General features: G+C 65.6%; 8 protein-coding genes. 5 read left to right on the plus strand and 3 right to left on the minus strand.

What is annotated here, in order from left to right:
- Nucleotides 1-63: 63 nt before the first annotated feature.
- The 3 genes from QM019_RS12170 to QM019_RS12180 form a co-directional block, all read right to left on the minus strand.
- Nucleotides 64-699 carry a cyclase family protein gene (locus QM019_RS12170; protein WP_282853221.1) on the minus strand — a complete coding sequence of 212 codons (636 nt, stop codon included), beginning with the start codon at nucleotides 697-699 and terminating at the stop codon, nucleotides 64-66.
- 98 nt (nucleotides 700-797) lie between these two features.
- Nucleotides 798-2,165, minus strand: coding sequence for a purine-cytosine permease family protein (locus tag QM019_RS12175; protein ID WP_282853222.1), 1,368 nt, complete (start codon nucleotides 2,163-2,165; stop codon nucleotides 798-800).
- The gene (locus QM019_RS12180; protein WP_164509762.1) at nucleotides 2,162-2,587 is read right to left on the minus strand and encodes a nuclear transport factor 2 family protein; all 426 of its coding nucleotides are present in this window, start codon (nucleotides 2,585-2,587) and stop codon (nucleotides 2,162-2,164) included. The genes QM019_RS12175 and QM019_RS12180 overlap by 4 nt, the downstream gene beginning before the upstream one ends.
- 160 nt (nucleotides 2,588-2,747) lie before the next feature.
- Between QM019_RS12180 and QM019_RS12185 the strand changes: the two genes are divergently transcribed.
- The 5 genes from QM019_RS12185 (at nucleotide 2,748) to QM019_RS12205 (ending at nucleotide 7,497) form a co-directional block, all read left to right on the plus strand.
- Nucleotides 2,748-3,326, plus strand: a complete 579-nt coding sequence (locus tag QM019_RS12185) for a helix-turn-helix domain-containing protein (RefSeq protein ID WP_125107122.1) — start codon at nucleotides 2,748-2,750, stop codon at nucleotides 3,324-3,326.
- Between the two features lie 99 nt (nucleotides 3,327-3,425).
- The gene (gene speB, locus QM019_RS12190; protein WP_282853224.1) at nucleotides 3,426-4,391 is read left to right on the plus strand and encodes an agmatinase; all 966 of its coding nucleotides are present in this window, start codon (nucleotides 3,426-3,428) and stop codon (nucleotides 4,389-4,391) included.
- A 215-nt stretch (nucleotides 4,392-4,606) separates the two neighbouring features.
- A complete protein-coding gene (locus tag QM019_RS12195) occupies nucleotides 4,607-5,563 on the plus strand; it encodes a type IV toxin-antitoxin system AbiEi family antitoxin domain-containing protein (protein WP_282853226.1) in 957 nt (318 codons plus the stop codon).
- On the plus strand, nucleotides 5,560-6,474 hold the full coding sequence (locus QM019_RS12200) for a nucleotidyl transferase AbiEii/AbiGii toxin family protein (RefSeq protein ID WP_282828528.1): 915 nt from the start codon (nucleotides 5,560-5,562) through the stop codon (nucleotides 6,472-6,474). Before QM019_RS12195 ends, QM019_RS12200 begins: the two co-directional genes overlap by 4 nt.
- 174 nt (nucleotides 6,475-6,648) lie before the next feature.
- Entirely contained in the window at nucleotides 6,649-7,497 is an 849-nt protein-coding gene (locus tag QM019_RS12205; protein ID WP_282853228.1) for a type IV toxin-antitoxin system AbiEi family antitoxin domain-containing protein, read from the plus strand.
- Nucleotides 7,498-7,951: the final 454 nt, after the last annotated feature.

Genomic DNA, 7,951 nt, shown 5'->3' on the forward strand with positions numbered 1-7,951 from the left:
GGTGTGAACGGGCTGAGCCCGTTCACACCCCCAAAATCTCGCCGTTCGTCCAATTAATCAGCCTTACCCCGCGTCGACGTAGGCCCGAATCGGGCTGCCGTCGCCGGCGTCGAGCCGCAGCGGCACCCCCGCGAACCGCACGCGCGACGGCAGCCCCGTCAGCCCGCGCAGGTTTTCAATAATGAGCCGGTCACTGCCCAGCACGAGCCGATGCACCTCGAGCTCGCCACCGTCGCTCGGGTCGGGGTTGAGCGTGTCCATGCCGAGCACGTGCATGCCAGCCTCGATCAGCGCACGGCACGCGTCGGCGCCGAGCGTCGGGTGGGCGAAGTACGAGGCCTCGCCCCAGTGCGCGTCCCACCCCGTCGCGAGCAGCACGATGCGCGCGCCGCCGAGCCCGGCATCCAACAGCGGCGCGAGCCGCTCGACGGTGATCACCTCGCCGGCCGCGAGCCCGGGCAGCTGCAGCACGGCCGCCTCGCCGACGATCTCGTCGAGCGCGACCTGGTCAATCGTGCGGCCGCCGGCGATCGAGTGGGCCGGCGCATCCACATGCGTGCCGCTGTGGCTGCCGAGCTCGAGCCGGGCGACCGCGAAGCCGTCGCGCTCGAGCTCGGCGGCGGGCCGCACCGTGACCTCGGGATCGCCGGGGAATACCGGCATGCCGGTGCCAATCGGGTGCGAAAGGTCGATCAACATGGGGTCACGCTACCTCGATGTCTTCGGTGAACCTGCCGCTCCCCCGGCGGAACGACTTCCGCGCGAGGGAGCGGGCAGGACGGCCATGAACTTCGCGGCTACGCCGCCTCGGCGAGGTGCTGCGAGCGCGCGCCCGCCTCGGCACGAATGCCGGTCGCCTTCACCCAGACAAAGTAGACGAGCGCCGAGACGAGCACCGTCGGCAGCGCCGCGCCAATCGGCGAGAGCCACACGAACGCGAGCACCCAGTAGGTGGCGCCGCCGACGACCCAGGTGAGGATCGCGCCGATGTTCCAACCGCCGGCGAACCAGTACTTGCCGCCGCTGTGCCGCAGAATGTCGCGGTCGTAGACCCCGCGGCGCGCGACGTAGTAGTCGATGATCATCACGGCAAACACCGGGATGAACAGCGCGCCGATCGTCGAGAGGAACGTCGTGAACTGGTCGAGCAGGCCGAGCCAGGTCGAGCCGATGACCGACACGATGCCGAGCCCGAGCGCGGTCGGCACGAATGGCAGCGGCTTCTTCAGCGGGAACGCGTGCTGCAGCGACAGCGTCATGCCGAACACGACCATGGTGTTCGTCGCCATCACCGAGAGGAACATGACGATTGCGAGGGGCGCGCCGAACGCGTCGATGACGACGGTCGGGTCGAAGGGGATCGCCTCGTTGCCCTCAAGCAGCACATACGAGATCGCGACGGCGCCGAGCAGCATTGCGAGCACGGTCGAGAGCGTGTAGCCGATGGCCGCACCGGTCGCGCCGGCGCGCGGGGTGCGCGCAGTACGGGTGAGGTCGGCCGAGAGCACCGTCCACGAGATCGCGGTGGCGAACACGATGTCGAAGACGCTGAGGCCGGTCATGCCGAGCTCGGCGTCAGCCTGAATCGCGAGGTAGTCGCTGAGCGAGTGCTGTCCGAACGCTGAGATGAAGACGTAGGCCATGAAACCGAGGATCACGATGCCGAGCCACGGCTCGATCTTCGCGATGCCCGCGTGCCCGAAGATCGCGAGCAGCACGACGATAACCTCGCAGAGGGCGGCGAAGAGCGCGGGGTTGGTGAAGCCGGTCCAGCTGAAGATGAGGTAGTCGAGCGAGATGCCGGCGAGCATCGCCTGCACCCACGACCATCCCATGAGAATCACGAGGTTCGACAGGGCCGGCACGATCGAGCCGCGCAGGCCGAACGAGCCCTTCGTGAGCGCCATCGTCGACAGGCCGGTGCGCACGCCCATCGTCGCAATGAGCGTGAGCACGCACGCGCCGAGCACGGTGCCGACGACGATCCAGAGCGCCGACTCGGCGAACGTCACACCCGGCACGAAGAGTGTGCCGGTGAGCAGCGTCGTGACGACGAGGTTCGCGGCGAGCCAGATGAGCAGGATGCGCCCGCCGCCGAGCGTGCCGCGGACCGGACCCTCGGCTTGGGTCGCGTCGGCCGATTCGGTGTTGACGTCGTGGCTCACGCTGCGGCCTCGCTTACCTCGGACGCCTCGTCGATCGTCGAGAGGTGCTCGTGAATGGCGATGAGTTCGCCGTCGCGGCGCGTGAAGACGATGGTCTCGCGCTCTTTGTACGTTTCGGTCTCGTCGCCGGTGCGCGAGGTGGTCTCGAGCTCGTGCACGAAGATGCCGCCCTCGGGGATGAGCTGGATGTGCGTCACGAGGCTGTGGCACTCGATGACCTCCCAGCCCTCGGCGCGCAGCTCGCGCCAGCCCTGCTGCCACTCGTCGCGCGCGGTGTGGATCTCGCCGTCGGTGTGGAACGCGAACGAGCAATCGGGCGCGAAGCGCGCGAAGTAGTCGGCCTCGTCGTTCGCGGCGTAGGCGGCGACGATCGCCTGCGCGGCCGCCGCGATGTCGTCGACGGTGATGGTGGGGTTCGTCATTGAGTCCTCCGGGAGGTGATCGCCGAACTAGCGGCGGCTGCGCTCCGCACGCAACTTTCTACGATTATGCAATCTTTGTTTTCTATAGTGCAACCTACGGAGCGCGGCTCGTGTGCGCGCGCTGGTGGATACTGGAATCCACCCAACGGAAGGACCATCGATGCGCGGCGTCACCCCCATGGCCGAATCCCAGGCGGCTCGGATCGGTGCCAAGCTGCGCGCAGCGCGCCGCGCCCAGGGACTCACGCTCGCCGAGGTCGCGAGCGGCACCGGCCTCTCGAAGGGGTACATCTCGCGGGTCGAGCGCGACGAGACCTCGCCGAGCGTCGCGACGCTGCACTCGCTCTGTCAGGTGCTCTCGGTGACGATCGGCAGCCTGTTCGACGAGCCCGACACCGCGGTCGTGCACCTCGACTCGGCACCGCACATCAACCTCGGCGGCTTCGGCGCACGCGAGCAGATGGTCACACCGCGCGGCCAGTCGGCCGTGCAGGTCATCCACTCGACGATCGAGGCCGGCGCCGACGGCGGCGACGAGCTCTACACGATCAACTGCGACGTCGAGGTGCTCCACGTCATCTCGGGCTCGCTGGAGCTGCGCCTCAGCACCGGCTCGATCCACCTCAAGGCGACCGACACGGTCACGTTCCACGGCGCCGAACCGCACAGCTGGCACTGCGACGAGGCGACCCGCGTCATGTGGATCCTCATCCCCGCCCCGTGGAGCAACGGCCGCTAACCCTCGCTCAGCCAAGTCGGATGCTCGAGACTTGCGCGCGCCGTGCACCGCGCGTAGTTTCGCAATAGACAACTTTTGTAATCTGACAGTGAGGTTGAGATGCGTCCCGAGTACGTGCAATTTGAGAGCGGCAAGCTGGGCCCCGCCGACGCGAGCAAGTCGCCGCGATTCGCCGACATTGCGACGTTCGCGCGCCTCCCCCGGCTCGAAGATGTCGAGTCGGCCGATGTGATCGTCGTCGGCATTCCCTTCGACAGCGGCGTGAGCTACCGCCCCGGCACCCGCTTCGGCCCGTCGCACGTACGCGAGGCGTCACGCCTGCTGCGCCCCTACAACCCGGCCGTCGACATCGCGCCGTTCAACGAGGTGCAGGTCGTCGACGCCGGCGACATCCCCGTCAACCCCTTCGACATCACCGAGGCCGTCGCCGAGATGGAAGCCGGCGCCGACCAGCTGCGCGCCGACGGTGCCCGCCTCGTCGTCATCGGCGGCGACCACACCCTCGCGCTGCCGATGCTGCGCTCGGTCGCGAAGCAGCACGGCCCCGTCGCGGTCGTGCACTTCGACGCGCACCTCGACACCTGGGACACCTACTTCGGCGCGCCCGTGACGCACGGCACGCCGTTCCGCCGCGCATCCGAAGAGGGCCTGATCGACCTCGAGGCGAGCCTGCACGTCGGCACCCGCGGCCCGCTCTACAGCAAGCAGGATCTCCGCGACGACGAGCGCCTCGGCTTTGCGATTATCTCGAGCGACGAGATCGAGAACGAGGGTGTGCCCGCCGCGATTGAGCGGATGCGCGCCCGGCTCGGCGACCGCCCGGTTTACCTGTCGATCGACATCGATGTGCTCGACCCTGCACACGCCCCCGGTACCGGCACGCCCGAGGCCGGCGGCATGACGAGCCGCGAGCTGCTGCGGATGATCCGCCAGTTCTCGGACTTCAACCTCGTCGGCGCCGACGTCGTCGAGGTCTCGCCGCCCTACGACCACGCGCAGATCACCGCCGTGAGCGCCTCACACGTCGCCTACGAAATCGTCAGCGCGATGGCCGCCCGCCCGTAGCGAGCCAGCTCCCTCAGACTGTGGCCCTTGCCTCCCCGGAGACGAGGGCCACACTGCTTTCCACGCTTGATCCACGCCTCTCGGCATCAGGGTTTCACTTCACTCGACCGTCGCGCCGATTTCTTGGAGCGCCACACCCGTATGCACACAGCATGTGAATCTTGGATTTGCCGTGATTACTTTGTTTGTATCATTCAATTGATACAATCGCAGGCATGGGTGTAATAAGTGTTGCGGCACGGGTGTCAGAACTGACAGCCCGTCAGTGTGGCATGCTCACTACTGCCCAAGCGGCAGCCGAGGGCATCACGCGCCTCCAGCTCGCTCGACTCGCTGACGCGGGAGTGGTCGAGCGACTTGACCACGGAATCTACGCGGCACCAGCGACAGTCGATGAACGCACTCCACTGCGCGCCGCCTGGCTATCTCTGGCGCCTTCGGTACCCGCCGAAGAGCGACTCGACGATCCCGTCGCCTCGGGTGTCTTTTCGCATGCGTCGGCAGCCAGCCTTCACGGTCTCGGTGACCTTCTCGATGATGAGCCCGAGATCACGGTGCCGAGTCGAAAGCAAAGCCGTCGAAGCATTCGGTTTCACCGGGGCACGCTTCGCGCCAATGAGGTGACGATCGCCGACGGCCTTCCCGTGACGACGCCCGCCCGAACTATGGCAGACCTGCTCCGAGACGGGCATGATCCTTCCCACGTTGCCGAGATCGCTGGAGAAGTTCTTCGGCGAGATCTCGCGTCTCGGCAAGAAATGGCTGCTGCCCTGGAACCTCTTGCGCGTCGCAACGGTCAGCGCAACGGCGCTGCTCTTCTCGAGTACCTGCTCGATCTAGTCGGCCTCAGCGGCGAGGCGCTAGTGACAGGCCTCGCCTCTAGCGAGCTGGGAAAGGCACTCTTCACTGCCGGGCGTCTAAGTGCAGTCAGAAGCTTTATCGACTCAGTTTCCGAGCTCGACACGTCTACGAGTTCGCTCATGTCTCAGTGGGCAGAGGTGATCGCGCCCTTCACACAAGACGTCGTACTCCCCCGGCTGCCAGAGGACATGCTGCCGAAGCTCGACGTGCACGCACTGATCGCCGCAGCCAACCTGTCAATACCCGTCGATACTGAGCCCATCCAGCAGCTTCTCGCCGCGCTCGCCGAACGAGCTGAGGTAGCAGCTTGAACGACGAACTCCCCTACAAGGACGGCAAAGCCTTGTGGGCAGCAGTCATGGATCGCGCGAAGAGCAAAGCGCGCGAGTCCGGGCTAGCGCCGGGTGCATTGTCGCGAAGGTTCGTTGTTGACCGATTTCTCGCGCGGGTGTTCGCGCTCCCAGGTGACGAATGGGTACTCAAGGGCGGAAATGCCGTCCTGACGAGGGTCCACGATGCGCGCACGACAAAAGACATCGATCTGCTTGCTGAGCTGACCGATCTCGATTCAGCAGTTCGTCAGCTTCGCGCGGCAGTCGAGATCGATCTTGGCGACCACTTCCGGTTCGTGATCACCGCAGCTCGAACGGTCTCCGGGGGCACAATGCAACCAGGTGTCGTTGGTTACAAGGTTTCGATCGACGCGTACTGCGGACTGACACGTCGCGACTCGTTCAGCGTCGACGTCGTTACAGGCTCGGTTATGACAGCTCATCCGAATACAGAGACCCGACAAGGCTTGGTGCCTGCGTTGCCGCCGACTCGCGTACGGCTTTATCCCGTAGTGGATCACATCGCCGACAAGCTCTGCGCAACACAGAGCAAGTACGGCACTTTGGGCGACCAGCCTTCAAGTCGAGTTCGTGATCTGGTAGATCTCGTCGTGTTCGCTCGAACACAACGCATCGATGGAACCGAGCTTATTGAGGCCATCAATTCCGAGTGGGTGTATCGGGGGCTCCCCGACGCCCCATATTTCAGCCCTCCCTCAACCTGGGATCGCCTCTACCGGCCAGAAGCGCGCAAAGTGCCTGCTTGTGGCGACACGATCACCTTCGCCGCGGCCACGGAACTTGTCGCGGCGCTCCTCGCTCCCGCATTCGACCGGACTTGCACCGGGAAACATTGGGAACCGTCCTTGTTTTGGTGGAGGCAGGACTGAGGCCGGTGGCCGTGCCTCGATCAAACTCTCGACGCGGCCACCCAGCAGGCAAAATTTTCATCACTGTTGACGCATGCTTACGGCTGGCTTCCGGCGTCGCTGTGGATACTTGGCCGTCCACAATTGGGCTCCACCACTCAACGTTTGCGTGACCGCACCAGGCAGGCTGCCGCCATGCACGACGATCTCGACGCCTACCTCAATCGCAAGCACCAGGTCATCACGACCGAGGAGCTCCACGACCTCGGCTATGACCGGCATGCCATCGGCAAGTTCGTCGCGACCGGCCGACTCAAGAAGCAACAGCGCGGCTGGTATCGCCTGCCGACCACTCCCCTCACGATGTTTGGCCGTGCCCGGATCGCCGCCGGCGCCGTCACGTGCCTCAGCGCACTGCAGCACCTCGGCTTCTGGACACCAGAGTTCAGCGAGCTACACCTGCGGGTGGGCGCCTACGGGCTCGGCGACACATGGCACCACCTGCCCTCGCTCAGCCTCCCCGATGATGCGCTCGACAGTCACGAGGGAATCCTGTTGTGTGCCCAAGACTGCTGTGAGCTCGACGAACTCGTGGCGATCCTCGACGAGATGGCCAGGCGCGAACTCGACGTCACGTCGCTTGACGGACACCCGCTGGCCAAGGAGAAGCTGCAGCGCGCCATCGCGTTGTCGGGGCATCGCGCCGACTCGGCGCTCGAGTCGCTCGTGCGAGTGCGGCTTGACCAACTCGGCATCAAGCACCGTCGGCATGTGAAGGTGGGTGTGTTCGAGCTCGACTTTCTCATCGGCGACTACCTCGCCGTCGAGTGCGACGGCTTCGCCTACCACTCGAATCAGGCCGACGTAATCCGCGACCGCAAGAAGGACCGCTACTTCGAGTCGCTCGGCTACTCGATGCTGCGGTTCACGTACTGGGACATCATCGAGCGCTGGGACGAGTGCGAGTCGCAGATCCTCGCGATGGTCCGTGCCGAACGGCACCGCTACCCGTCGTCGCGCCGAGTCGCCCCCTTCGCCGTCTAACCCAAAAGTCTGTCGAGACGAAGCTCGCGGATCGACGCGGGTCGAGACACGTGGCGCGCAAGGCAAGGAAGAGCGACCCGTAGTGTCGTTGGGTCGAATTATCGTGTGTTCTGGCGCGCCACTGCGAAGAACTGCGGCCTCGCGAGGCCGGTGACCTCGGGAAACACGGACGAATGCCGAGATTTTGGGGGTGTGAACGGGCTGAGCCCGTTCAAACCCCCAAAATCTCGGCGTTCGTCCAAGAATCTGCACCGCACCCGACCCAAGCAGCCCGATTTGCGGCTCAAACGCCCCCACTTGGTGACCGCGCCAGAACACCACTGGCCGGTTCGGAAACGCGAATGGTCGCGCCGGGGATCCGGCGCGACCATTCGGGTTGGCGCGAGCAGCGTTACTTGAACCAGATGCCGAGCTCGCGCTCGGCCGACAGGGTCGAGTCCGCGCCGTGCACGAT

It is taken from the genome of Gulosibacter sediminis, from assembly GCF_030011715.1.
Taxonomy (GTDB): domain Bacteria; phylum Actinomycetota; class Actinomycetes; order Actinomycetales; family Microbacteriaceae; genus Gulosibacter; species Gulosibacter sediminis.

What these genes read in the sequence shown, in the direction of transcription:
- speB (WP_282853224.1), top strand. Translation starts at nt 3,426, where the DNA reads ATGCGTCCCGAGTACGTGCAATTTGAGAGCGGCAAGCTGGGCCCCGCC.
- QM019_RS12185 (WP_125107122.1), top strand. Translation starts at nt 2,748, where the DNA reads ATGCGCGGCGTCACCCCCATGGCCGAATCCCAGGCGGCTCGGATCGGT.
- QM019_RS12205 (WP_282853228.1), top strand. Translation starts at nt 6,649, where the DNA reads ATGCACGACGATCTCGACGCCTACCTCAATCGCAAGCACCAGGTCATC.
- QM019_RS12180 (WP_164509762.1), bottom strand. Translation starts at nt 2,587, where the DNA reads ATGACGAACCCCACCATCACCGTCGACGACATCGCGGCGGCCGCGCAG.
- QM019_RS12195 (WP_282853226.1), top strand. Translation starts at nt 4,607, where the DNA reads ATGGGTGTAATAAGTGTTGCGGCACGGGTGTCAGAACTGACAGCCCGT.
- QM019_RS12170 (WP_282853221.1), bottom strand. Translation starts at nt 699, where the DNA reads ATGTTGATCGACCTTTCGCACCCGATTGGCACCGGCATGCCGGTATTC.